At 70.7% G+C, this 24,548-nt stretch carries 21 protein-coding genes; 5 read left to right on the forward strand and 16 right to left on the reverse strand.

Going from position 1 to position 24,548, the window contains the following annotated elements; all coding sequences use genetic code 11:
• Positions 1–42 precede the first annotated feature (42 nt).
• Positions 43–1,200: a TDT family transporter gene (locus tag ACWEKM_RS02475; RefSeq protein ID WP_451619282.1), complete on the forward strand. Its 1,158-nt coding sequence runs from the start codon at positions 43–45 to the stop codon at positions 1,198–1,200.
• Here the strand turns inward: ACWEKM_RS02475 and ACWEKM_RS02480 are convergent.
• The 4 genes from ACWEKM_RS02480 to ACWEKM_RS02495 form a co-directional block, all read right to left on the reverse strand.
• Positions 1,112–1,831 carry a helical backbone metal receptor gene (locus ACWEKM_RS02480; RefSeq protein ID WP_451619283.1) on the reverse strand — a complete coding sequence of 240 codons (720 nt, stop codon included), beginning with the start codon at positions 1,829–1,831 and terminating at the stop codon, positions 1,112–1,114. The genes ACWEKM_RS02475 and ACWEKM_RS02480 overlap by 89 nt on opposite strands.
• A gap of 134 nt (positions 1,832–1,965) precedes the next feature.
• The gene (locus tag ACWEKM_RS02485) at positions 1,966–2,535 is read right to left on the reverse strand and encodes a helix-turn-helix domain-containing protein (RefSeq protein WP_451619284.1); all 570 of its coding nucleotides are present in this window, start codon (positions 2,533–2,535) and stop codon (positions 1,966–1,968) included.
• A 699-nt stretch (positions 2,536–3,234) separates the two neighbouring features.
• Positions 3,235–5,853, reverse strand: a complete 2,619-nt coding sequence (locus ACWEKM_RS02490) for an ABC transporter permease/substrate binding protein (protein WP_451619285.1) — start codon at positions 5,851–5,853, stop codon at positions 3,235–3,237.
• On the reverse strand, positions 5,846–6,922 hold the full coding sequence (locus ACWEKM_RS02495) for a quaternary amine ABC transporter ATP-binding protein (protein WP_451619286.1): 1,077 nt from the start codon (positions 6,920–6,922) through the stop codon (positions 5,846–5,848). The genes ACWEKM_RS02490 and ACWEKM_RS02495 overlap by 8 nt, the downstream gene beginning before the upstream one ends.
• Positions 6,923–7,102: 180 nt before the next feature.
• On the opposite strand from ACWEKM_RS02495, the gene ACWEKM_RS02500 reads away from it, so the two are divergent.
• The 3 genes from ACWEKM_RS02500 (at position 7,103) to ACWEKM_RS02510 (ending at position 10,523) form a co-directional block, all read left to right on the forward strand.
• Complete coding sequence (locus ACWEKM_RS02500) at positions 7,103–8,032, forward strand: 5'-3' exonuclease (RefSeq protein ID WP_451619335.1); 930 nt, start codon at positions 7,103–7,105, stop codon at positions 8,030–8,032.
• 127 nt (positions 8,033–8,159) lie between these two features.
• Positions 8,160–9,002, forward strand: coding sequence for a siderophore-interacting protein (locus tag ACWEKM_RS02505; RefSeq protein ID WP_451619287.1), 843 nt, complete (start codon positions 8,160–8,162; stop codon positions 9,000–9,002).
• A gap of 567 nt (positions 9,003–9,569) precedes the next feature.
• Positions 9,570–10,523 carry an RluA family pseudouridine synthase gene (locus ACWEKM_RS02510; protein ID WP_451619288.1) on the forward strand — a complete coding sequence of 318 codons (954 nt, stop codon included), beginning with the start codon at positions 9,570–9,572 and terminating at the stop codon, positions 10,521–10,523.
• Positions 10,524–10,719: 196 nt separating this feature from the next.
• Here the strand turns inward: ACWEKM_RS02510 and ACWEKM_RS02515 are convergent, their stop codons facing one another.
• The 11 genes from ACWEKM_RS02515 to ACWEKM_RS02565 all read right to left on the reverse strand — a co-directional run bounded on the left by ACWEKM_RS02515 (position 10,720) and on the right by ACWEKM_RS02565 (position 22,277).
• Positions 10,720–13,572: a DEAD/DEAH box helicase gene (locus tag ACWEKM_RS02515; RefSeq protein ID WP_451619336.1), complete on the reverse strand. Its 2,853-nt coding sequence runs from the start codon at positions 13,570–13,572 to the stop codon at positions 10,720–10,722.
• 89 nt (positions 13,573–13,661) lie between these two features.
• Entirely contained in the window at positions 13,662–14,612 is a 951-nt protein-coding gene (gene tatC / locus ACWEKM_RS02520; protein ID WP_451619289.1) for a twin-arginine translocase subunit TatC, read from the reverse strand.
• 47 nt (positions 14,613–14,659) lie between these two features.
• Positions 14,660–14,950 carry a Sec-independent protein translocase subunit TatA gene (gene tatA / locus ACWEKM_RS02525; protein WP_451619290.1) on the reverse strand — a complete coding sequence of 97 codons (291 nt, stop codon included), beginning with the start codon at positions 14,948–14,950 and terminating at the stop codon, positions 14,660–14,662.
• 258 nt (positions 14,951–15,208) lie between these two features.
• The gene (locus ACWEKM_RS02530) at positions 15,209–15,403 is read right to left on the reverse strand and encodes a hypothetical protein (RefSeq protein WP_451619291.1); all 195 of its coding nucleotides are present in this window, start codon (positions 15,401–15,403) and stop codon (positions 15,209–15,211) included.
• 10 nt (positions 15,404–15,413) lie between these two features.
• Positions 15,414–15,674 (reverse strand): hypothetical protein, encoded by a 261-nt coding sequence (locus ACWEKM_RS02535; RefSeq protein WP_451619337.1) that lies wholly within the window; start codon positions 15,672–15,674, stop codon positions 15,414–15,416.
• Positions 15,675–15,833: 159 nt separating this feature from the next.
• Entirely contained in the window at positions 15,834–16,886 is a 1,053-nt protein-coding gene (locus ACWEKM_RS02540) for a helix-turn-helix transcriptional regulator (RefSeq protein WP_451619292.1), read from the reverse strand.
• Between the two features lie 19 nt (positions 16,887–16,905).
• The gene (locus tag ACWEKM_RS02545) at positions 16,906–17,883 is read right to left on the reverse strand and encodes a helix-turn-helix transcriptional regulator (RefSeq protein ID WP_451619293.1); all 978 of its coding nucleotides are present in this window, start codon (positions 17,881–17,883) and stop codon (positions 16,906–16,908) included.
• 119 nt (positions 17,884–18,002) lie between these two features.
• Positions 18,003–18,377, reverse strand: a complete 375-nt coding sequence (locus ACWEKM_RS02550; RefSeq protein ID WP_451619294.1) for an FKBP-type peptidyl-prolyl cis-trans isomerase — start codon at positions 18,375–18,377, stop codon at positions 18,003–18,005.
• 104 nt (positions 18,378–18,481) lie between these two features.
• The gene (locus ACWEKM_RS02555; RefSeq protein WP_451619295.1) at positions 18,482–19,486 is read right to left on the reverse strand and encodes an FKBP-type peptidyl-prolyl cis-trans isomerase; all 1,005 of its coding nucleotides are present in this window, start codon (positions 19,484–19,486) and stop codon (positions 18,482–18,484) included.
• 160 nt (positions 19,487–19,646) lie between these two features.
• On the reverse strand, positions 19,647–21,008 hold the full coding sequence (gene pafA / locus ACWEKM_RS02560; RefSeq protein ID WP_451619296.1) for a Pup--protein ligase: 1,362 nt from the start codon (positions 21,006–21,008) through the stop codon (positions 19,647–19,649).
• A 9-nt stretch (positions 21,009–21,017) separates the two neighbouring features.
• A complete protein-coding gene (locus ACWEKM_RS02565; RefSeq protein WP_451619338.1) occupies positions 21,018–22,277 on the reverse strand; it encodes an MFS transporter in 1,260 nt (419 codons plus the stop codon).
• Between the two features lie 120 nt (positions 22,278–22,397).
• Between ACWEKM_RS02565 and ACWEKM_RS02570 the strand changes: the two genes are divergently transcribed.
• Positions 22,398–23,417 carry a LacI family DNA-binding transcriptional regulator gene (locus ACWEKM_RS02570; RefSeq protein WP_451619297.1) on the forward strand — a complete coding sequence of 340 codons (1,020 nt, stop codon included), beginning with the start codon at positions 22,398–22,400 and terminating at the stop codon, positions 23,415–23,417.
• Positions 23,418–23,760: 343 nt separating this feature from the next.
• On the opposite strand, the gene prcA is transcribed toward ACWEKM_RS02570, so the two are convergent.
• The gene (gene prcA, locus ACWEKM_RS02575) at positions 23,761–24,513 is read right to left on the reverse strand and encodes a proteasome subunit alpha (protein ID WP_451619298.1); all 753 of its coding nucleotides are present in this window, start codon (positions 24,511–24,513) and stop codon (positions 23,761–23,763) included.
• Between the last annotated feature and the right edge of the window lie 35 nt (positions 24,514–24,548).

The raw sequence follows: 24,548 nt of genomic DNA on the forward strand, positions 1-24,548 counted from the left end.
GACTCCCTGGTCGCGGTCCGCACCTCGCGCCACGGTGGACCCATGGTCACCGCAGCCCAGCCCCAAGTCCTCCGCCGCGCCCCGCGCGTCCGCCATCTCGGCCCCCACTGGTACGCCGCCGTCATGGGCACGGCGGCGGTCGGCTCCGCCGGCGCCGTGCTTCCCTGGCACACCGGCCTGTTCCGCACCGGCTGCGCGGCTGTCTGGGCCCTGTCGCTCGGGCTGCTGGTGGTCCTCCTCGCCGCCCGCGCCCGGCACTGGACGCACCACGGCGACCAGGCCCGGGCCCATCTCCTCGACCCGGCGACGGCGCCCTTCTACGGCTGTCCGTCCATGGCGCTGCTGGCGGTCGGCGGCGGCGCCATGACCGTCGGGCGGGAGTGGCTCGGGGTGTCGGGCGCCGTCGCCCTGGACGCCGTGCTGTTCGTCGCCGGCACCGTCGTGGGGCTCGCGGCGACTGTGACGGTCCCGTACCTGATGGCGGTCCGCCATCGGATCGAGCCCGGGCAGATCTCCCCGGTGTGGCTGCTGCCGCTCGTCGCGCCCATGGTGTCGGCCGCGCTCGGCCCGCTGCTCGTGCCGCACCTGCCGCCGGGGCAGCCCCGTCAGACCCTGCTCCTCGCGTGTTTCGCCCTGTTCGGGCTCAGCCTGCTCGCGACCCTGCTGATGCTGCCCCTCGTGTTCGCCCGGCTGATCGTCTCGGGCCCGCTTCCCCTCGCGCTGACCCCGACACTGTTCCTGGTGCTGGGGCCGCTCGGGCAGTCCACCACCGCCGTGGGCGCCTTCGCGGATGTCGCGCCGGGGGTCGTGGCGGCCCCGTACGACCGCGGCTTCGTCGTGCTCGCCGTCCTGTACGGGGTGCCGGTGATGGGTTTCGCGCTGTTGTGGCTGGCGTTCGCCACGGCCCATGTGGTGCGGGCCGGGCGGCGCGGCATGGGGTTCACGATGAGCTGGTGGGGGTTCACCTTCCCGGTGGGCACCTGTGTCACCGGTGCCGCAACGCTGGCCCGGCACACCGGGCTGGCCGCCTACCACTGGCTGACGGTCGCCCTGTACGGGGTGCTGGTCGCCGCCTGGGCGGCTGCCGCCGTGGGCACGGTCCGCGGGCTGGTCAGCGGTGAACTGCTCGCAGAGCCCCGGACAGCACCCGCGGCGCCTGGGCCAGTGACGGGCCGTACCACGTCAGATGCCGTCCGCTGACCAGGGCCCAGGGCAGCCCCGGGAAGGACTCGGGGCCGTCGGCGGCCGTGAAGCGGTACGGCTCGTCGGGCAGGACGACAAGGTCGGGCGCGGCGGCCCGCAGCTCGTCCAGCGGGATCCGCGGATAACGGTCGGCGTGCCCTGCATGGATGTTGTCCACGCCCAGGCGGGCGAGCACATCGCCGGCGAAGGTGTCCCGGCCGAGCACCATCCACGGCCGTCGCCAGACCGGCACGACCGCCTTCGCGCGAAGCGCGGGCACCGGCGGCGCCGACCATGCCTCCTCGGCCTCGTCCAGCCATCGCGGCCGGGCCGGGGCACCGCACGCGGTCAGCACACGGGCCAGCTCCCCCCATGCCTGCGGCACGCTGCGCACCTCGGTGACCAGCACCGTCAGGCCCGCGGCGCGCAGGGCGTCCAGGTCGGGGGCGCGGTTCTCCTCCTCGTTGGCGATCACCAGGTCGGGGGCGAGGGCGACGATCCGGTCCACCTGCGGATTCTTGGTGCCGCCGACGCGGGTGACGGGGAGTTCCGCCGGGTGTGTGCACCAGTCGGTGGCGCCGACCAGCACGCCGGGGACGGTCTCGGCGACCGCCTCGGTGAGGGACGGGACGAGGGAGACGACGCGCATCATGCGCTCCACGGGGCGTGCCCGGAAGGGGTACGGGAAGCCGCGGGCCCGGCCACGACGCCGCGGCGGCCCTCGGACGGCGCGACATGTGCGGAAACACGACGGAGGTCACGCGCACCGTTCAGCGGGGCCGGTCAGCGGGGCCGGTCGTGGACGGCCTCGATGTGCTCGGCCACCGCGACCACGATCACGCGGGTGTCGGGCACCGTGGCGCGCCAGCGGTGGCGCACCCCGCCCGTGAGGTAGAGGGTGTCACCGCGGCCCAGGCGGTAGGCGCGGCCCTCGGCCTCTATCTCCACCGCGCCGTCGGCGACGTACAGCAACTCGTCGTTGCGGTGCTGGAATTCACGGCCCGCGTCATGGTCACCGGTGAACTCCGAGGCGTGCAACTGGTGGTGACCGCGCACCAGCGAGCGCACCCGGGGATTGAAGTCCGCCTCGACGATCTCGCCGCGTACGACGTCGACGCTGCACGCCGGGTCGGCGGCGGCGAGGAGTTCGACGGCCGTGGTGCGCAGCGCGTCGGCCACCTTCTCCAGGGAGCCGGTGCTGGGGCGTGCCCGGTCGTTCTCGATCTGGCTCAGGAAGGGCACCGACAGACCGCTGCGCTCCGCCACGACGGCGAGGGTCAGCTCCAGCGCACGGCGCCGCCGCCGGACGGCCGCACCCACTCGGACGGGCTGTTGTTCCTTGTGGTCGCCCATCGCTCCGGCTCCCTCCTCCGCTCGTCGTGCCGCTGCCTCGGGGTCCGGCGTCGGGCCCCCTTGCCCTGTTGGGTTCTCTGCACCCTACGCATGCTCGGCAAACCGTTTCATGCGGCCGTCACATCCACGTAAACGTCGGTAAGCACGACCCTCACGGTTCGCGCCAGCGGGCGGGCGGTCCGCCGATCCGTCCGGCCGACCGCGGGGCGGTGGGCCCATGGCGACCAGCTCCCGGAGCCGTGGCGCGACCGCTGACCCTCGATCAGCACCAGATCGCACCTCTTTTGTTCAATGCGCTGGAAGCTCCCGGTGTTCCCCGCCCGCGCCCCGGATCCGCAGGGCGCGGTGGAGCCGCTGGTCAGGGCGGGTATGGCGGATGGCGAGACAGGTGCGGGACGGGCCCGGTGGACAACCGGCCGGAGGATGGACCGAGCCACGGTCCGCCGTGGGCGCGGTCGGCGGCCCGGCCGGGGTCAGCGCGTGCTCGGGCCGGGCCGTAGCGCTCTGTGGTTGGCCGGATCCTTCTCGTGGGCGGTGGCACGCCGGCGGCCCCGGCGCCGAGGAGCAGCAGAGCAGGAGAAGCAGAACCGGACCAGGAGAACGGGTGGAGCAGAACCAGTGGAGCAGAACGGGTGGAGCGGTGGCCACGCCTCGCGACGCGACCACCGCTCCACCCGTCGGCGGACCTGAGTACGGTGCTCAGGACACCGGGGCCAGCTTGTCCTCAAGCCCCGGCTGGGCGTCCAGCCACTGCCGTGCGGACGCCTTCTCGTTCCCGGCGCCGCCCTTCTGTACCGCGACCTCCAGGGAGGCGAGCTGCTCCTCGGTCAGCTTGAAGTTCTTCAGCCAGCCGGAGAACTCCGGGAAGTCCTGGCTGAAGGTCTTCTTGCCCACCATGTGGATCCGCTCGCCCGCGCCCCAGGCGCCCTCGGGGTCCTTCAGCTTCTTCAGGTCGTACTTCCCGTACGCCCAGTGCGGCGACCACAGCGTCACCACCACCGGCTCACGCTTCCTGATCGACCGGTCCAACTCCGCCAGCATCGAGGACGTACTGGACGACACCACCTTGTACTCACCCTCCAGCCCATAAGCCTTCAGGACCTTGCTGTTCAGCGTCCCCATCTCCCCGGCACTCGCCTCAATACCGATGATCTTCCCGCCGAACTTCTTCCCCTGACCCTTCAGATCGGCCAGCGAATCAATCCCCTTCACATACGACGGAACCGACAACTCCAACGACGTCGGCCCGTACCACGACCCCAGATCCTCCAACCGCGAACCGTACTTGTCCCAATACGCCTTGTGCGTCGTCGGCAGCCACGCGTCCAGTTGGACGTCCATCTGGCCCTGGGCGAGGGAGCTGTAGAGCGGGCCCGGGTCCAGTTGCTTGAGGGTCGGCTTGTAGCCGCGGTCCTCCAGGATGTTCTGCCACAGGTAGCTGCTGGCGATGGCCTCGTCCCACGGGAAGTACCCCATGCTGACGGTCTTGCCCGCGTCCTTGCCCTGTTTCCCTGCGCCGCTTCCGGGGACCGGGGCGAGCTGGTCGACGAGGCCGGGGTTCTTCTTCAGCCAGGCACGCACGCCGTCCTGCTCATGGCCCTGGCCGGCCGAGCGGATGCCGTTCTCCAGCCCGGTCAGCTGGTTCTCGGTGAGCTTGAAGTCCTTCAGCCACCGCGCGGCGACCGGATCGTCGGAGCTGAAGCCCTTGCGGGCGACGGTGTGGATCCGCTCGCCCGCGCCCCAGGCGCCCTCGGGGTCCTTCAGCTTCTTCAGGTCGTACTTCCCGTACGCCCAGTGCGGCGACCACAGCGTCACCACCACCGGCTCACGCTTCCTGATCGACCGGTCCAACTCCGCCAGCATCGAGGACGTACTGGACGACACCACCTTGTACTCACCCTCCAGCCCATAAGCCTTCAGGACCTTGCTGTTCAGCGCCGCCATCTCCCCGGCACTCGCCTCAATGCCGATGATCTTCCCGCCGAACTTCTTCCCCTGACCCTTCAGATCGGCCAGCGAATCAATCCCCTTCACATACGACGGAACCGACAACTCCAACGACGTCGGCCCGTACCACGACCCCAGATCCTCCAACCGCGAACCGTACTTGTCCCAATACGCCTTGTGCGTCGTCGGCAGCCACGCGTCGGTCTGGAAGTCGAGGTCCCCGCGGGCCACGCCGGAGTAGAGCGGGCCGGGGTCGAGCTGCTTGACGTCGGTCTCGTAGCCGCGCCGCTCCAGCAGTTCCTTCCACAGATACGTGGTGGCGGTGCCCTCGTCCCAGGGGATGTAGCCGATGCTGATCCGCTTGCCCTTGCCGACGTTCGTGCTCGAACCGGCCTGGGCGTCGCCGGAACCGGCCAGGTTCAGGCCGCCCGCGACCAGCGCGAGCACGACGACGCCGACGGCCGCGACCGCGCCGGCCGGCCGGTAGTGGGCGAACCTCGCGCGTCCCACCAGGGCCGATGCCTTGGCCGCCGCGCGCCGGCCCAGCGGGGACACCCGCTCGCCGAGGGCCCCGGTCATACGGTCGAGGTACATCGCGAGGACGACCACCGCCACCCCGCTCTCCGCGGCAAGACCCACCTTGAGCTGGGTGATCGCGGAGTAGACCTGCTCGCCGAGGCCGCCCGCGCCGGCCATGCCGCCGATGACCACCATGGACAGGGCCAGCATGATGACCTGGTTGACGCCCGCCATGATCGTCGGCAGGGCCAGCGGCAGCTGGACACGGAGCAGGATGTCGCGCGGGGTGGTGCCGAACGCCTCGGCGGCCTCCACGAGTTCACCGTCGACCTGACGGATGCCGAGTTCGGTCATGCGGACACCCGGCGGCATCGCGAAGATGATCGTCGCGAGCAGCCCCGGGGTCGTGCCGACACCGAAGAACATCACGCCGGGGATGAGGTAGATGAACGCCGGCATGGTCTGCATGACGTCCAGCACCGGCCGCAGCTGGGCGCTGACGCGCCTGCTGCGCGCGGCCCAGACACCGAGCGGAATGGCGATCACTACGGTGATGACCGCGGCCACGAGCACCAGGGACAGGGTGTCCATGGCGTCGTCCCACAGCCCGAGCGAGTCGATGAGCGCGAACCCCACGAAGGCGAGGACGCCGGGCAGCAGGCCGCGCAGCCAGGCGGCGATCACGGCGAGGATGCCCGCCATCAGCAGCGGTTCGCCGCCGCCGAGGACGGTGTCAACGCCGCTGTACATGCCGTCGAGCACGGCGTTGACGATGTCGAAGACCCAGGTCAGATGGGACTGCAACCAGTCGACCGCGGTCTCCACCCAGTCGCCGAAGTGGATCCTAGGCACGGGCGGCCACCTTCCCGCCGCGCGGACGGCAGGGCGTGGGATCGCCCTGCTCGTCGCCGAGGAAACCGAGGAGGCGCCGCCGCGGGACGACCCCGACGAGGGTGCCCTCACGGTCGACGACGGCGACCGGGTGGGTCACCCGGGCGCTGATCGCGCACAGCTGAGCGAACGGCGTGTGCGGCGTGGCGGTCTCGCAGTCGCAGTCGGCCTCGTCGCCGCGCACGTCGGTGTCCATGACGGCGGCGGCGGTGAGCACACGGGCCCGGTCGACGTCCCTGGTGAACGAGGCGACGTAGTCGTCGGCGGGACGGACGAGGATGTCCTCCGCGGTGCCGATCTGCACGATCCGGCCGTCCCGCATCACGGCGATCCGGTCGCCCAGGCGCATGGCCTCGTTGAGGTCGTGGGTGATGAAGACGATCGTCTTCTTCAGGCTCTTCTGCAGCTCCAGCAGCTGGTCCTGCATATCGCGGCGGATCAGCGGGTCGAGCGCGCTGAACGACTCGTCCATGAGCAGCAGGTCGGCGTCCGTGGCGAGGGCGCGGGCCAGACCGACGCGCTGCTGCATACCGCCGGACAGCTCGTCGGGCCAGGACTTCTCCCAGCCGGCCAGGCCGCACAGGGCGAGCGCCTCGTCGGCGCGGCGATCGCGCTCGGCGCGGGGCACGCCCTGCACGCACAGGCCGTAGGCGGCGTTGTCGCGGACGCTGCGATGCGGGAACAGCGCGAAGTGCTGGAAGACCATGCTGATCTTGCGTGAGCGCAGCTCGCGCAGTGCGCGGTCGGGCAGCGAGGTCAGGTCCTGGCCGTCGAACCTGACCTGTCCCGCGGTGGGCTCCGACAGGCCGTTGAGCATGCGCAGCAGGGTGGACTTGCCGGATCCGGACAGGCCCATCACGACGAAGATCTCGCCGGGTTCCACCTGGAAGGAGGCGTCGATGACGGCGGGGGTGGTGCCGTCGGCGCGCAGTTCCTCCCGTCCGGCGCCCTGCCGGAGTCGCTCCACTGCATTGTCGGGTCGTCTTCCGAACACCTTGTAGAGATGTTCGGCCTCAAGCCTGGGTGACACGCGTACCTCTTGTCTGGGGGGCAAGGGACAGAGGCCGCGCCTGCCCTGGTCCAACGCGGGCAAACACCCAAGTGGTCCAGGTCACAGGCCGTACGCGTGCCGTACGCGTGCCGTACGCGTGCCGTACGCGTGGGCCTGCCGCCGCTGGTCGCGGGGAGGGTGTCGGTGCCGTACGGCATGATGCGGGGCGTGACCGGACGACTGATGCTCCTCGACACCGCCTCGCTGTACTTCCGCGCCTACTTCGGTGTGCCGGACTCCGTGAAGGCCCCGGACGGCACGCCGGTGAACGCCGTGCGCGGGCTGCTGGACTTCATCGACCGGCTGGTGAAGGACCACCGGCCCGACCGGCTGGTGGCCTGCATGGACGCCGACTGGCGGCCCAAGTGGCGGGTCGAGCTGATCCCCACGTACAAGGCGCACCGGGTCGCCGAGGAGCACGCGCAGGGCCCGGACGCGGAGGAGGTGCCGGACACCCTCTCCCCGCAGGTGCCGGTCATCGAGGAGGTGCTGGACGCGCTCGGCATCGCCCGGGTGGGCGTCGCGGAGTACGAGGCGGACGACGTGATCGGCACGTTCACCGCCCGCGCCGAAGGCCCGGTCGACATCGTCACCGGCGACCGGGACCTGTACCAGCTGGTGGACGACGCGCGCGGGGTGCGGGTGCTGTACCCGCTCAAGGGCGTGGGCACGCTCCAGCTCACGGACGAGGCCGTGCTGCGCGAGAAGTACGGCGTCGACGGCCGGGGGTACGCGGATCTGGCGCTGCTGCGCGGCGACCCGAGCGACGGGCTGCCCGGGGTGCCCGGCATCGGCGAGAAGACGGCGGCGAAGCTGCTCGCCGAGTTCGGGGATCTGGCCGGGATCATGGCGGCGGTCGACGACCCGAAGGCCCGGCTGACCCCGTCACAGCGCAAGCGCCTGACCGAGGCCCGGCCGTATGTCGCCATCGCCCCGAAGGTCGTCCGGGTCGCCGCCGACGTACCGCTGCCGGACGTCGACACGGCGCTGCCGCGCGGCCCCCGCGACCCGGCGGGCCTGGACGTGCTGGCGGCGCGCTGGGGGCTGGGCGGGTCGCTGCGCCGGCTCCTCACCACACTCGCCGCATGAGCGGCGTTCCTACCGGCGTTCCTACCGGCGTTCCGGCGGTGTTCCTGTGCGTGCTCCTGTCGGCCGCCAGGGCGTAATGCTAACTTAGGTAAACCTAAGAACGTGGCACGTGAACATGGAGGCCGCCATGGCAGAACGTCCGGCACGCAAGCCGCGCAAGGCCCACTCCGCGCAGGTCCTCCGTACCGAACGGCTGACCCCGCACATGCAGCGGGTCGTGCTCGGCGGTGCGGGGCTGGCCGATTTCGCGGCGGACACCTACACCGACCACTATGTGAAACTGCTCTTCCCGGCGGCGGGCGCGACCTATCCGGAGCCCTTCGACGTGGAGCGGATCCGTGCGGAGTTCCCGCGCGAACAGTGGCCGGTGACCCGGACCTACACGGTGCGTGACTGGGATCCCGAGCACCGGGAGCTGACCCTGGACTTCGTGGTGCACGGCGACGAGGGCCTGGCCGGTCCGTGGGCGTTGCGCGTGCGGCCAGGCGAGACCGTGTGGTTCATGGGCCCCGGCGGCGCCTACGCGCCCGACGCGAGCGCCGACTGGCATCTGCTGGCCGGCGACGAGAGCGCGCTGCCCGCGATCGCCCGCGCCCTGGAGACGCTGCCTCCCGGTGCCCGGGCCCACGCCTTCGTCGAGGTGTCCGGGCCGGCGGAGGAGCAGAAGATCGACTCCGATGTGGCGGTCGTCTGGCTGCACCGCGGGGACCGGCCGGTCGGCGAGGCCCTGGTCGAGGCCGTGCGGGCGCTGGAGTTCCCGGCAGGGCGGGTGCACGCGTTCGTGCACGGCGAGGCGGGCTTCGTGAAGGAGCTGCGCCGACTGCTGCGGGTCGAGTACGCGCTCCCCCGCGAGGATCTGTCGATCTCCGGCTACTGGCGGCTGGGCCACGACGAGGACGGCTGGCAGTCGTCCAAGCGGGAGTGGAACGCCCGCATCGAGGCAGAGCAGGAGGGCGCCACCGCCGCGTGAGCCCGCCGACGGCATCCCTCCGCCGCCGCGCCAACGCCTTCCGGCCAACCGGTCAGACGCCTCACCATCGACCCGGCCCCGACCCACCACGCCTGCCCTTGGGCGACGACCGCCGAGCGTGACGACCGCCTCTCCTCGGCCCGACGGCCGGCCAGGGCATCCCGCGCACCGGCGGGTCCGTCACCCAGCCGACCGTGATTGTGGCCGTGGCCGTGGGCATCCTCGCGGCGGCGCCACTCCTGCCGAACTCCGCCTCACCGGAGGATTCCCGCCCATCGGCACCACCCGCATCGTGCCGCTCTGCCTTTCCAACGCCATGGTCACCGGCCCCGCCGCCGATGCAGCGGCGTCCCCGCCGGCGACCCGGACAGGACGGGCCCGCTCCTCTTCTCGCTCGGCCGCCGGGGCACCCCGGCCAACGCGCTCGCCCTGCGCCGCCGACCGACCATGACGGTCCACCTGGCCCGGCCACAGGAGGACGGTGACGACCGGGCGGACGGGCACTGGTACTTCCGCTGGTTCCCCGTCCCGGACACTCCCGGGCACCTCCCCGTACGCTGGGCCCTGATGAGACGCAGGACCCGCACCCCACCCACTCCCCTCCCCCAACGCGACGGCGTGGACGCCGTACGGGTGCGGCTGCCCGCCGAGGGGCCCTGGGACACGGTGCGGGCGCACCTCGTGGCACGGCTGTCCGGCGCGCCGCCCGGCACGGTCGACGGGATGCTGGCGGCGGGCCGGATCGTCGGGGCCGACGGGCGGGCGGTCACGCCCGACGATCCGTACGTGCCCGGCATATACGTCTGGTTCCACCGGGAGCTGCCCGACGAGGTGCCCGTGCCGTTCCCGCTGGAGGTAGTCCACCGCGACGCACACCTGGTCGTGGCCGACAAACCGCACTTCCTCGCCACCACCCCACGCGGCGCCCACATCGCTCAGACGGCGCTGACCCGGCTGCGCCGTGAGCTGGGCATCCCCACGCTGTCCCCGGCGCACCGCCTGGACCGGCTGACGGCCGGGCTGGTGCTGTTCACGGTACGGCCCGAGGAACGCGGCGCCTACCAGTCGCTGTTCCGTGACCGGCTGGTACGCAAGGAGTACGAGGCCGTCGCCCGTTACGATCCCGCGCTCGACCTGCCCCGGACGCTGCGCAGCCGGATCCTGAAGGAACGCGGGGCACCGGCCGCGCGGCAGGTCGAGGGCGACCCGAACGCGGTGACCCGGGTCGAACTGGCCGAACACCGCGAACGCGACGGGCTGGCCCGCTACCGGCTGACCCCGCACACCGGGCAGACGCATCAGCTGCGGGTGCACATGAACGCCCTGGGCGTGCCGATCCTCGGCGATCCGCTGTATCCGGTGGTGACCGATCCCGAACCGGCCGGCGACTTCCGGCGCCCGCTGCAACTGCTCGCGCGACGCCTGGAGTTCACCGACCCGGTCACCGGGGCGGAACACCGGTTCCACAGCGGGCGAACGCTCACGGCCTGGTCCGCGTACCCACAGTGGGCCGGTCGGTAACCGGGACCGGCAATGACCGGGACCCGACCGAGGCCAGGCCCCGTCCGTAACCGGGGACCCGTCCGTGACCGGGACCGGTCAGTGACCGTGCCACCAGTGGCGCATCCACTGCCGGCGCCGCGGGGCGCGGGGAGCTACACAAACACCCCCCACGCCACCAACCACCAACCACCAACCACCAACCACCAACCACCCGTCACCCCACCGACGAGTAGGCCACCACCCCCCGCAGCAACTGATCCACCGCCTTACGCGCACTCTTGGCCACGGTCGAGCCCTCCGCAGGAGCCGCCGCCGAGATCTGCCCGAGCACATCGATGACCTGCTTGCACCAGCGTACGAAGTCCCCGGCCGGCATCTCCGCCTCGCGCAGCACCTCGTCCAGACCCGAACCGGACGCCCACATATAGGCGGCCCAGGCAAAGCCGAGATCGGGCTCGCGCTGGCCCACCCCCTCGGTCTGGGTGATCCGGAACTCCTCCTCCAGACCGTCGAGGCGGCCCCAGATCCGGACCATCTCGCCGAGCGCGGCCTTCGCCCGGCCCGAGGGCACCCGGGGCGCCAGCGCGTCGTCACCGACCCGCGCCTCGTACACCAACGCCGAGACACAGGCGGCGAGTTCGGCGGGACTCAACTCCTCCCAGACCCGCCCGCGCAGACACTCGCTGGCCAGCAGGTCCAGTTCGCCGTACAGCCGCGCAAGCCGCTTGCCGTGTTCGGTGACCTCGTCACCGCGCAGGTAGTCGAGTTCGGTCAGCAGCGCCACGATCCGGTCGAAGGTCCGCGCGATCGTGTTCGTACGCCCCTCGATACGCCGCTCCAGCTGCGAGGTGTCGCGCAGCAGCCGGTGGTGGCGCTCGGCCCAACGGGCGTGGTCCTCACGGTCGTTGCAGCCGTGGCAGGGGTGTGCGCGGATCGCGGCGCGCAGCCGGGCGATCTCCCGGTCGTCGGCGGCCTGCGCACGCTTCTTGCGATGCCGCTCCGGCGGGATGTGCCCGGCCTTGCTGCGCAGCGCGGAGGCGAGGTCGCGACGGGACTGCGGCGAGCGCGGGTTGAACGTCTTCGGGATGCGCATCCGCTCCAGCGGTTCGACCGGCACCGGGAAGTCGATCGACGCCAGCCGCTTGACCTGCCGCTCGGCGGTGAGGACGAGAGGACGCGGGCCGTCGTGGTGCTCGAAGCCGCGGTGGCCGTTGGAACGCCCGGCGGGCAGGCCGGGGTCGAGCACCAGGGCCAGGCCCGCGTACTTGCCGGTGGGCACGTGGATGACGTCACCGGGCCGGAGCTTCTCCAGGGCCACGGCTGCCTCGGCGCGCCGCTGGTTCGCGCCCTGCCGGGCCAGCTCGGTCTCCCGGTCCTTCAGTTCGCGGCGCAGGCGCGCATACTCCTCGAAGTCGCCGAGGTGGCAGGTCATGGACTCCTTGTAGCCCTCGAGACCCTCCTCGTTGCGCTGCACCTGCCGGGAGATCCCGACGACCGACCGGTCCGCCTGGAACTGCGCGAAGGAGGTCTCCAGCAGTTCACGCGAGCGATGCCTGCCGAACTGCTCGACCAGGTTGACCGCCATGTTGTACGACGGCTTGAAACTGGAGCGCAGCGGATAGGTACGGGTGCCCGCAAGTCCCGCGAGGTGCTCGGGGTTGATGCCGCGCTGCCACAGCACCACCGCATGGCCCTCGACATCGATACCGCGGCGGCCCGCCCGCCCGGTGAGCTGGGTGTACTCGCCGGGGGTGATGTCGGCGTGCTGCTCGCCGTTCCATTTGACGAGCTTCTCCAGCACCACCGAACGCGCCGGCATGTTGATGCCGAGCGCGAGGGTCTCGGTGGCGAAGACGGCCTTCACCAGGCCGCGCACGAACAACTCCTCGACGACCTCCTTGAACGTCGGCAGCATGCCCGCGTGGTGGGCGGCGATGCCCCGCTCCAGGCCCTCCAGCCACTCGTAGTAGCCGAGGACGTGCAGGTCCTCGCGGGGGATGGAGGCGGTGCGCTCCTCCACGAGGTCGCGCACCCGGTGCCGGGCCTCGTCGTCGTTGAGCCGCAGTCCCGCGTACAGGCACTGCTGGACGGCGGCCTCGCAGGCGGCCCGGCTGAAGATGAAGGTGATGGCGGGCAGCAGGCCCTCGGAGTCGAGCCGCTCGATGACCTCGGGGCGGCCCGGCGTCCACGCCCGGGAACGCTGCCGCCGCTCACGCTCGCGGTCCGCCTCGCGCATCGCACGGCCGCGTCTGCGGTCCTGGTAGGAGGGCCGGCCAGCCTCCATCCGGGAGAGCCGGACGAGGTCGGGGTTGACCGCCTTCTTGTGACCGTCGCCCTCCTCGAACAGGTCGTACATCCGGCGCCCGGCGAGCACATGCTGGAACAGGGGCACCGGCCGGTGCTCGGAGACGATCACCTCGGTGTCGCCGCGGACGGTGTCCAGCCAGTCGCCGAACTCCTCGGCGTTGGACACGGTCGCCGAGAGCGAGACGAGGGTGACGGACTCGGGGAGGTGGATGATGACCTCCTCCCACACCGCGCCACGGAAGCGGTCGGAGAGGTAGTGCACCTCGTCCATCACCACATACCCGAGGCCGAGCAGGGTCTGGGAGCCCGCGTACAGCATGTTCCGCAGCACCTCGGTGGTCATCACGACCACCGGGGCGTCGGAGTTGACGCTGTTGTCGCCGGTGAGGAGGCCCACCTTGCCCGTGCCGTAGCGGCGGCACAGATCGGCGTACTTCTGGTTCGACAGCGCCTTGATGGGTGTCGTGTAGAAGCACTTCTTGCCCTGGCGGAGGGCGAGATGGACGGCGAACTCGCCCACGATCGTCTTTCCTGAGCCGGTGGGGGCGGCCACCAGCACGCCCTTCCCCGCCTCAAGCGCCTGGCATGCCTCGATCTGGAAGGGGTCGAGGCCGAAGTCGTACATCTCGCGGAAGGACGCGAGCGCGGTGGCCTGCTCGGCTGCCCGCCTGCGGGCTGCCGCATACCGCTCGGCCGGTGAGAGGTCCTCTGTCATCGTGCTTTCGAGCGTACCGGGCCGCACTGACAACAGGACGATCATTATCCGGAACGCGGGAAGGTACGCCGGGCGCACCGGGGCACCGCACACGCGAGTGCCCGCGCCCTCCACGGGCACGGGCACCCGACCGGTCAGGTCACGTCGTCGTAGCCGTTGACCCGGTCCGTGTGCTGCTGTTCGGGCAGCGCCCGGTTGGCGGAGACCGTCTCGACCTCGCCGATGTCCTCGGGCGTCAGGTCCAGGTCGGATGCCTCGTCGTCGGCCGGGCCCTCGGCCTCGCGACGCTGCTTGCGCCGGTCGTTGAGCAGCGAGAAGGCGACCGCCACGAAGTACAGCACGCAGATCGGTCCGGCGAGCGACAGCATGGAGATGGGGTCGGTGCTGGGCGTGGCCACGGCCGCGAAGACCGTGATGCCCATGATCATGGCCCGCCACCAGCCGAGCATGCGCTTGCCGCTGAGCGCGCCGGTCAGATTGAGCATGATCAGCAGCAGGGGCAGCTCGAAGGAGAGGCCGAAGACGACCACCATGCGCGTGACGAGTTGCAGCAGGTCGTCCAGCGGCAGCAGGTTGTCGACGCCGTGCGGCGTGAACTGCATCAGTACCGTGGCCGTGGTGGGCAGCACCCGGTACGCGAAGTACGCGCCGCCGAGGAACAGCGGGACGCCGCTGCCGACGAACGCGTAGGCGTACTTCTTCTCGTGCCCGTGCAGACCGGGCGCGACGAACGCCCACAGCTGGTAGAGCCAGACCGGCGAGGCGAACACGATGCCCGCCATCAGGGAGACCTGGAGGGCCAGCGTGAACGGGGCGAGGAGGCCGTTGATGGTGATCCGCGCGCACGGCTGGGACTTGTCGGTCGACCGGGCCAGTTCCTCGAAGGTCTTCCCGCAGCCGACCGAGTCGAGGATCGGCTTGGTCAGGAAGTTGATGACGTCGTTGTAGAAGAAGGCGGCGACGACCGTGACGACGACAATGGCCAAAATCGCCTTCGCGAGCCGGTTGCGCAGCTCACGCAGATGGTCCGTAAGGGGCATCCGCCCCTCGGGATCCTTCTCCTTCTTGCGGGCAGGCTTGGGCAACCCACGTCCTCATCTCATGCGGCAGGCCGGGAGTTTCCGGCCGTGCGTCAGCGCTTGGTGGTGTCCGACGGCTCGGTGACCGGCCGCGAGCTGGTCACGTCGCCGGGGGCGGCCTGGATGGTGCGCTGGGCCGAGGACTGCTCGTCGGAGTTGGTGGCCTGGGCGGAGGCGGCGGCGCTGTTGCCGCCCTCCTCCTTCATCGCCTTGGCCTCGCTCTTGAGGATGCGGGCCGACTTCCCGAGCGAGCGGGCCATGTCCGGAAGCTTCTTCGCGCCGAACAGCAGGACGATGACGACGAGGATGAGAATGATCTCGGGGGCTCCGAGCCTTCCGAACATAAGATTTACCTTCTCACCGAGGCGGCTGGGTGGGGTGCTGTCCGATCCGCCGGACATGTGTCCGAGTGACCGTGCTGGCAGCGATCGTAACGCTCAGGGGTGAACGTGAGGCAATCCCCGTGCGTACTCCCGGTCCGCGGTACGGGCCTCGTTCTCCGCACCGCGACCAGCAGCGTACCCGCCGAAACCGGCAGCATGACAGGGCGAAGTGACACATGGCGCTGTCGGTCCGGCGGTCACAGCCGTTCACCCCGGGGCTCACAGCGCATCGACGGCGCGTGACGCGCTCACCGCAGCCCGCTCCAGATCCTCGGCCGCCCGGTTGATCCGGCGCGCCGAGTCCTCGACCTGCCGCCCCAGGCGCCGCGCCTCCAAAAAGACCCTGACGGCGAACACACCGAGGACGGCGAGACCCAGAAAACCCACGGCTACCGCGAACATCGGCCAGAACATGGCGTCGAGCCTAGACCGTGGAGTGCAGCCGCAGCGTCTTGACCCCGCCGCCGGTCAGCAGCTCGACGATGCGTTCACCCGCGGGCTTGCGGACCAGGGCGCCGCAGTCCGGACAGGTGAAGGAGTAGAACGTCGTACGGCTGGTGGCGCCGATGGCGAGCCGCAGGGCGCTCGCGGTCAGCTCGAAGCGGCCCCGGCACTCCGGGCAGCCCGCCCTGAACACCACGGGAACCACTCTTCGCATCCCCGCGAAGGCGGTCGCGACCGTCATCTGTCCCGCGTCGGACACCTCAGACTCGCTCAAGGCCCTCGCTCCTCACTTCGTGGTAGGTCGCCTTCGGGGCGTCACCGCCCAGCTCGCGGGGCCCCACCCCCGGCCTGCCCGGCCCGCCATGCGCCGACCCCGCGGCACCGGGCGGATCCCCGCGGCTCACTCCGCCCCGTCGTACAGCCCGTCGTGCGCACCGCGTGTCGCGTCGCGCGGTGCGTCCTGCGCCGCCTCCACCCCGTCGTACCCGGCGAGGGCCGCGCGGGCGGCCTGCCGGGCGCTGTCGGCCAGCTCGGGCGGCGAGACGATCCGGCCGTCGCGGCCGAGCCGCAGCGCCAGGCGTCTGAGCGAGGCCGGATCGGGGGTGCGCACAGTGATCCGCAGCCCGCCGTCGGGAAGCTCATCGGCGCTGTCGTGCGGGTAGTACTCGGCGACCCAGCGGCCGCCCGGGCCGACCTCGACGACGACCTCCGGGTCCTCGGCGGCCGGCTGCACCAGCCCCTCCGACAGGTCCCGCAGCTCGATCTCCGGCGGCGCCGACGGCTCGTCGAGGATCTTGATCTCGGCAACCCGGTCCAGCCGGAAGGTGCGGCGCGCCTCGGAGCGACGGCACCATGCCTCCACATAGGTGTGGCCGACGCTGACCAGACGGATGGGGTCGATCTCACGCTCGGTGACCTCGTCACGGGCCGGTGAGTAGTAGCGGATCCACAGGCGGCGCCGCTCGGAGATGGCCCGGTCGACATCCGCGAAGACACCGCCCTCGGACTCGAAGGTCACCGAGAGCCGCGAGCTGGCGCCCGCCGCCTCGCCGGCCGCCCCCTCCACCTTGGCGGTGGCCCGCAGCAGCGCCTGCCGGTCACTCTCCCGCAGGCCCGGCAGGGTGGCCACGGCGCGGGCGGCCACCAGCAGCGCGGTCGCCTCGTCCGCGGCCAGCCTGAGCGGCTCCGCCGCGTCCGCGCCGAGAGCGGCGGGGTTGTGCCACCAGATGCGCTCACCGTCCGTGTCGATGTCCAGCAGGTCGCCGCCACGGAAGCTGGTACCGCACATGGGCAGCACATCGAGGTCCGAGACCAGTTCGTCCTCGGTGACACCGAAGGCGCGCGCGACGTCCGCGACCCGGGCACCCGGGCGCTCCCGCAGATACGTCACCAAAGAGAGCATCCGCCGGGTCTGGTCGATGGCGTTCACGGGCCTGACCGGTTTGCCTGCCACTGTTTCGCTCCGCTCCCCCTCAGCCCTTGGCCACGGCACGCAGCCGGTCCACCACGTCGGCCCGCAGCTCGGCCGGCTCCAGGACCACCACATCGGGCCCGAACTCCACCAGCCAGGCATCCAGACCGTGCCCGTACGGAATCTCCAACTCGTCCCAGCCGTCCCCGAGTTCCCGAACCCCGGTGGCCTTCGCCCGAAGGGGGTAGCCCGCGCCGGAACGCAGCCGGATCAGCGCCGAGCGGTCGGCGACCTCACCCGCCCAGCTCGCAACGGTCTCGCGCACGGTGACCACATCGGGCACCACGGCGGTGAAGCCACTCCCCCGCGAGCGGACCCGGCCGGTGATCCGGGACAGCCGGAACACCCGCTCGGCACCCCGGTCACGGTCCCAGCCCGCGAGGTACCAGTGGCCCCGCCAGCACTCCAGCGCCCACGGCTCGACATGCCGGGTCTCGGGGCGGGCGGCGCTGGCCTTGCGATAGTCGAAGACCACCGGACGGCGGTCGCGGCAGGCCAGCATCAACGGCTCGAAGGCCGCCTCATGCACCGGAATACGCGGCTCCAGCGCGCCATGCGCCTCGTACGGGTCGACCTCCTCGGGCAGCCCCGCCGCGCGCAGCTTCTGCAACGCGCCGCTGGCCGCGCCGGCCAGCCGGGCCTGCTGCCACACCTTGGCGGCCAGCCCGAGCGCGGCGGCCTCCTCCGCGTCCAGGGTGATGGGCGGCAGACGGTTGCTGTCACGGCGGGCGAGATAGCCGACCTCGCCGTCGAGGTTCTCGACGGTCTCGATGACCAGGCCGAGTTCGCGCAGATCGTCCTTGTCGCGCTCGAACATCCGGCTGAAGGAGTCGTCGCCGCCGGCCGCGCCCTTGCCCGGCCCGAAAGCCTCGACATAAGCCTCGATGGACTCCCGCAGCTCACGCTTGCTGAGCGGCCGCCGCGTCCCGAGCAGACACAGCGCCAGGTTCATCAGCCGCTCGGCCTTGGCAATCGCCATCGACGCCCTTCGCCTTCCCTATGGTGCTTACGATCAACGACCGTACCGCTCCACGGCAGGGCGGCAAAAGCCGAAGGCCCATGCCCGCGCGGACATGGGCCCCGGATGATCGGATCAGATCAGACCGCGACCAGGTCACAGACGAAGATCAGCGTCTCGCCGGGGGCGATCCGGCCGCCGCCCGCGCCACGGTCGCCGTAGGCCAGATGCGCCGGAATGGTCAGCTGGCGACGGCCGCCGACCTTCATGCCCTGCACACCCCGGTCCCAGCCGGCGATGACCTGACCGGCCCCCAGCTGGAACTGCAGCGGCGTGCCACGGTTCCAGGACGCGTCGAACTCCTCGCCCGTGGAGAAGGCCACACCCACGTAATGGACGGAAACGGTGTCGCCGGCCTTGGCCTGCGGACCGTCACCCTCCCAGATGTCCTTGATCTCAAGGTCCGCCGGGGGCTCGCCGCCCGGGAAGTCGACCTCGGGCTTTTCGATGCTCACGTCTCTAGCTCCTGCTTGTGTACGACACGGAACGCGGACAGTCTTTCATCCCCGCCCCCGGCACGCGCCCGCGGCGGGCTTACCCGGCCCGAGGCCGCACGGCGTCACATCGCCGCCAGGATGTCCACGGAGAACACCAGCGTGGAGCCCTTCTTGATGACGTCGCCGCTCGGCGGCGTGTCGCCGTAGGCCAGATCCGGAGGCACCACGACGAGGACCCGACTGCCGACCTTCTTGCCCGTCAGACCCTCCGACAGCCCCTTGACGACCTGCTTCATCTGCTCCAGGGAGAACTGGCTCAGCCGGCCCGTGCCATACGTCTGCTCGAAGGTCTTGCCGCCGTCCCAGACCACACCCCGGAACTGGCACAGGATCGTCTGATCCGCCTTGAGCACGGCGCCGTCGCCCTCCAGGACATAGGCGGACACCAGCTTGCCCGGCGCGGCCGACTTCGGGATGTCGACGGAGGGCGCATCGCCGTCCGTGTTCGTACCGACCTTGGGCAGGGCGGCGTCGGTCTGCGGGACCTCCTTGCCCCGCGCCGAACTCTTGGAGTTGAAGACATCCACCAGGTCGACCACGAACACCAGGGTGTCGGTGCCCTTGATGCCGGCCTGCGCATTGCCCGACGTGCCGTAACCCCAGGTCGGCGGGACCGCCGTCACGACCCGGCTACCCACCTTCTTGCCGCTCAGCGCATACCGCCAGCCGTCGATGACACTACCCTCGGCCAACTGGAGCACCAGCGGAGTCTTACGGTCGTAGGAGTTGTCGAAGACCTTCGCCGTACTCCAGATCTGACCCAGGTAGTGCGCCTGCACGAAGTCGTTCTCCGCGACCGTCCTGCCGCCGCCCGCGATCACCGTCTTCACCGCCAGGTCCTTCGACGGCTCCCCCGACCCCTTGGCCACAGTCGGCTTCTCACCGAACTTCGTGCCCGCGGTGATCGCCGGCAACGGCCCGTCCACGATCTTCGGTGGCGGCACGGACGACGCCGAGGCGGACGCGGACGCACTCGCCTTGCTGGAGTCCGACTTGTCGTCGCCGCACCCGGCGAGCGTGACCAGTCCTGCGGGTACGGCAGCGAGAAGGAGGGAGCGTCGGCGCACGGTGGGGGCCTCGTAATCGGTCGATCTTGTGGATGGCGTGCCCGCGCAACTCTACGACGTGCAAAGGGCGCCGTACGGGAAACGTACGGCGCCCGTGTGGCGTTCCACCCGGTTCCCCCGTTCGAGCGAAGCCGAACGAGAGAACGCCGGAACGCCCCGCTCACATACCGGCGATGAGCTTCTCCACCCGGTCGTCCACCGAACGGAACGGGTCCTTGCACAACACCGTCCGCTGCGCCTGATCGTTGAGCTTGAGATGCACCCAGTCGACCGTGAAGTCACGGCGCTGCTCCTGGGCGCGCCGGATGAAATCACCGCGCAGCCGGGCCCGAGTGGTCTGCGGGGGAACCGACTTGCCCTCGAAGATCTTCAAGTCGTTGCAGATCCGGGCGGCTTGACCCTTCTTCTCCAGCAGGTAGTACAAGCCACGACGACGGTGGATGTCGTGATAGGCGAGGTCTATCTGCGCGACCCGCGGATGCGACATGGTCATGTTGTGCTTGGCCCGATACCGCTCGATGAGCTGATACTTCATCACCCAGTCGATCTCGGTGCCGATCCGGTCCAGGTCCTCCGACCCGATCGCGTCGAGCGTGCGGCCCCACAGCTCCAGCACCCGCTCCACCGTGCCGGTGCGGATACCACGCCGCTCACAGAAGTCCACGGCCTTCTCGTAGTACTCGCGCTGCACCTCCAGCGCGGATGCCTCCCGCCCACTGGCCAGACGCACCTTGCGCCGGCCCGTGATGTCATGGCTGACCTCACGGATCGCCCGGATCGGGTTCTCCAGGGTCAGGTCACGCATCACCGTGCCCGCCTCGATCATGCGCAGCACCAGGTCGGTGGCCCCGACCTTGAGCAGCATGGTCGTCTCGGACATGTTCGAGTCGCCCACGATGACATGCAGCCTGCGATAACGCTCCGCGTCCGCGTGCGGCTCGTCCCGCGTGTTGATGATGGGCCGGGACCGGGTCGTCGCCGAGGAGACGCCCTCCCAGATGTGCTCCGCCCGCTGGCTCACGCAGTACACCGCGCCGCGCGGCGTCTGCAACACCTTCCCCGCGCCGCACAACAGCTGCCGGGTGACCAGGAACGGAATGAGGATGTCGGCGAGCCGGGAGAACTCCCCGTGCCGCGCCACCAGATAGTTCTCGTGGCAACCGTAGGAGTTGCCCGCCGAGTCCGTGTTGTTCTTGAAAAGGTAGACGTCGCCCGCGATTCCCTCCTCATGCAGGCGTCGTTCCGCGTCCACCAGAAGTCCTTCGAGAATGCGCTCGCCGGCCTTGTCGTGGGTGACCAGTTCGATCACGTTGTCACATTCGGGTGTGGCATATTCCGGATGTGACCCCACATCGAGATAAAGCCGGGCACCATTGCGCAGAAAGACATTGCTGCTACGGCCCCATGACACGACACGGCGGAAGAGGTACCGCGCCACCTCGTCAGGCGACAGGCGGCGCTGTCCCCTGAACGTGCACGTGACGCCGTACTCGTTCTCCAGCCCGAAAATGCGGCGGTCCATGACTGAACATTACGCCCGATCCCCTGAACTGAAACGGGGTTCGACAACACGATTTGGATCATTTTCCGTCGACACCGCAACCACCGCTCCCCGGCCAGGAGCTGCGAGGACCCGCCCCGTGGCCAACAACACCAGCAAGGACACCGCCCCCGCGACACCCGGCACGGCGAACCCCCAGAGCGCACCACCCGCCTCGACCACCGGACCCGCCAGGCCCGTTCCCACCGAAGCACCCACCGTGAACGTCGTCACCAGCCAGGAGAACGCCTCAGTGACCGTACCCCTCGGCGCATGCCGGTCGACAATGACGAACGCACACGCGATCGCAGGCGCCAGGAACACCCCCGCGACCACAGTGAGCAACACCATCGCCACCGCGCCCGGCATCAGCATCAGCGGCAGGTAACACAGCGCCAGAAGAGCCACCAACACCCGCAGTCGCCGCTCCGGCACACCACTCCACCGCCGCGCCCCGTACACCGTGCCACCCGCCAGCGCGCCCAGCCCGAGGGCCGCCATCAACCAGCCGTACACCACATCACCGCCGTGGTCATCGGCGTACGGCACCGAGGCCACCGTGATCGAGCCGAGCGCCACACCCACGAACAGGAACGCACCGAGCAGCGCCAGCAGCCCCCGCGAGCGGAGCGGACCCAGCCAGTGCGCCTCACGCGGCGCGGAACGCCACGCGCGCGAGGGCGGCGACAGCACCACGGACAGCGCCCCGAGCACGCCCACGACGTTCAGCACCAGCAGGGCCACCCGCTCCGACCACACCGACACGCACAACGTGACCAGCAGCGGGCCGACGGTGAACATGACCTCCTGGGCGATCGCGTCCATGGCATACGCCGTGTGCACCCGCTCCTCGCGGCGCAGCACCGAGGGCCACAGGGCACGCAGGCCGCCCTCCAGGGGCGGCGTGAACAGACCGGCGGCCGCGACCGCGGCGTACGCGAGGGGCAACGGGTCGGTGCCGCTGAGCGCGAAGACCGCCATCGACAGCGCCGACAGCACCGCCGCGGGCAACTGGATCCGCGGCTGCCCGTACAGGTCGACCAGCCGCCCGAGAACGGGCTGCCCGACGGCGTTGGCCACGCCGTAGACCGCGGCCAGCACCCCCGCCAGGCTGTAGCCGCCGCCCTCCGCACGCACGAACAACACCAGCGCGATCGCCGCCGTGGCGTTCGGCAGCCGGCCCACCAGCGTGCCCGCCAGCAGCCGGGCCGCATGCCTCGCTCTGAGGATCTCCAGGTATCCCGCGGCCATCTCCTGCCCTCCACCGGCTCGCCCGAGGTCGGTCGCCGTGCTCACGTGTTACGTATAACCCCTGGGGTCATACGTACCATGTGCGCTGTTCACCCGTCCAGACGAAGGAGCGCACCCACGGTGGCACACAGCAGCACGCGCCCGACGAGCCGTGACGTCGCCCAGGCCGCCGGAGTCTCCCAGGCGGCCGTCTCCCTCGTCCTCGGCGACAAATGGCACGGCCGGGTCTCGGCAGCCACCGCACAACGGGTCCGGGACGCCGCACACGAACTGGGCTACCGCCCCAACCTCGCCGCCCGCAACCTCCGCCTGGGCCACACCCGCACCGTGCTCCTCGTCGTCCCCACCCTCACCACGGAGTTCTTCGCCGGCGTCTACACGGGAGCGGCCCGCATCGCCGCCCAGCACGGCTTCGGCGTCGTCCTCTACCCCTCCCCGGCGGGCATCGGCCCGGCCCGCGACCCCTTCGCCTCCGCACAGGCCGCCCTGGACGGCGTGCTCGCCTCCTCCATGGCCGCCGACGCACTCACCACCATCCGCGGCGACCAACTCCCCCTCGTCATGCTCGACAGCGACCCGCAGGGCAACCTGGGCGCGGCAACAGTGAACCTGGACATCACCGACGGCGCCCGCCAGATCGCCGAACACCTGCTGGGCCTCGGCCACCGCCGCTTTCTGCACCTCGCCGCCGACGTACCCTCCTGGACCTTCGAGGTACGCGCGCACGAACTGGCCACCCGGATCGCAGCCGTCCCCGGCACAGACCTACGAACCCTCCGCGCCCCCCTCTCCATCGAGGACGCCAAGGCCGCCACCGAGGCCGCCCTCGCCGCCCCCGGCCCCCACCCCACCGCCCTCGTCTGCGACGACGACAAACTCGCGGCCGGCGCCTACAAGGCACTGCGCCGCCAGGGCCTGCACGTACCGTCCGACATCTCGGTCACCGGGTTCGACGACCTCACCCTGGCCACCGCCATCGACCCCGAGCTGACCACCGTGCGACTCGACGCCGAACTGTTCGGCGAACACGGCATGCAGGCCCTCCTGGCCGTCCTGGAGGGCCGCGAACCGGACCGGTCGGACATCCCCGTACACCTGGTGGTACGCGGCTCCACAGCACCACCTCCCGGGCCGCACTGACGACCGCCGGCCGGAACCCCAGGACAGCGCGACAGTCGGCCGCTTGCGGTCGTTCTTGCGGGTGGGTGGTGGGTGGGTGCGGTGCAGGGGGCTTGTCGACGCACAGGGTGCCCGTGGGTGCCTTGTGGCTGGCCGGACGGGTGTGGTGGGCGCGTGGCCCGGCCACCATCCCCACCGTGAATCCCCACCGGGAACAGCCCATGCCCCTGCCACGCATCGCGGTGGCACGGTTCAAGCCGCGCGCCAAGGCATCTTCGACATGCCACCCCACCGGCAGAACGCGCCGCGCCCCGGTCGGCAGGGCCGACCGGGGCACACGGGCCAGACGGAACGGGCGCGAACCCTACTCCTCCTCGGCGCCCTCGGCCTCGGCACTCTCCGCCTCGGTGGCCGCGCCATCCGCCTCCAGCAGCCGCGAGAGCTGCCGACCGACGATGCGCTTGAACTTGCGCTGCTGCGGTCGCGTCCGGTCCAGCACGGCGACCTCCAGCCGCTCCGCCGGGATCTCCCGCTCGCTGCCGTTCGTGTCCCGGGACAGGGCCTGCACAGCCAGCTTGAGCGCCTCCGCGAGACTCATCCCGTCGCGGTGCCGCTGATCCAGGAAGCTGCTGATCTGCTCGGCGTTACCACCCACCGCGACCGAACCGTGCTCATCCACGATCGACCCGTCGTGCGGCAGCCGGTAGATCTGGTCGCCCTCCGGGGTCGCCCCGACCTCGGCCACCACCAACTCCACCTCGTACGGCTTCTCGGCCGCACTGGAGAAGATCGTGCCCAGCGTCTGGGCATAGACATTGGCCAGGCCGCGGGCGGTCACGTCATCCCGGTCGTAGGTGTAACCGCGCAGATCCGCATAGCGCACACCACCGATGCGGAGATTCTCGTACTCGTTGTACTTGCCGGCCGCGGCAAAGCCGATCCGGTCGTAGATCTCGCTGAACTTGTGCAGCGCACGAGACGGGTTCTCACCGACGAACACGATGCCGTCGGCGTACTGCAGCACGACCAGGCTGCGGCCACGGGCGATGCCCTTACGGGCGTACTCCGCCCGGTCGGCCATGGCCTGCTGGGGGGAGACATAGAACGGCGTCGACACCGGTTATCCGTCCCTTTCTGTCGAAGTCACTCGAT

The sequence above is a fragment of the Streptomyces sp. NPDC004752 genome, from assembly GCF_053601275.1.